Below are 273 nucleotides of genomic sequence, written 5' to 3' on the forward strand. Positions count from 1 at the left end.
GAGAAAACGGCTCTGAGGCCTTTTTTGGTGACTTTGACGGTGAAGAACGGTGATGACCTGGCTGAACGCTTTAAGCACCTTCATAGAGCCCAGCGCGAGCTATGGAAACGCCGGCAACGTGGTCGCGGCTCTGTGCCCGATGGTGTTGTGGGCGCTGTTTGGTCATACGAAGTGAAGCGGGGAGACAACTCGGGCCAGTGGCACCCGCACCTGCACATGATCGCCTTGGCCGAGGTCGAGCCCAGCCAGGAGCGCTTGTCGCGGGATTGGCAC

1 protein-coding gene is annotated in these 273 nt (G+C 60.1%); it reads left to right on the top strand.

The genetic code is table 11. The annotated features are described in order from the left end of the window. Positions 1-52: 52 nt before the first annotated feature. Positions 53-175, top strand: coding sequence for a hypothetical protein (locus ABG80_RS23890; RefSeq protein WP_268761018.1), 123 nt, complete (start codon positions 53-55; stop codon positions 173-175). The last annotated feature ends 98 nt before the right edge of the window (positions 176-273 follow it).

Origin of the sequence: Aquabacterium parvum (assembly GCF_001447195.1) — a bacterium.
GTDB classification, from domain to species: domain Bacteria; phylum Pseudomonadota; class Gammaproteobacteria; order Burkholderiales; family Burkholderiaceae_C; genus Aquabacterium; species Aquabacterium parvum.

Coding starts and splice junctions, on each gene's coding strand:
- ABG80_RS23890 (WP_268761018.1), top strand. CDS start 53: ATGACCTGGCTGAACGCTTTAAGCACCTTCATAGAGCCCAGCGCGAGC.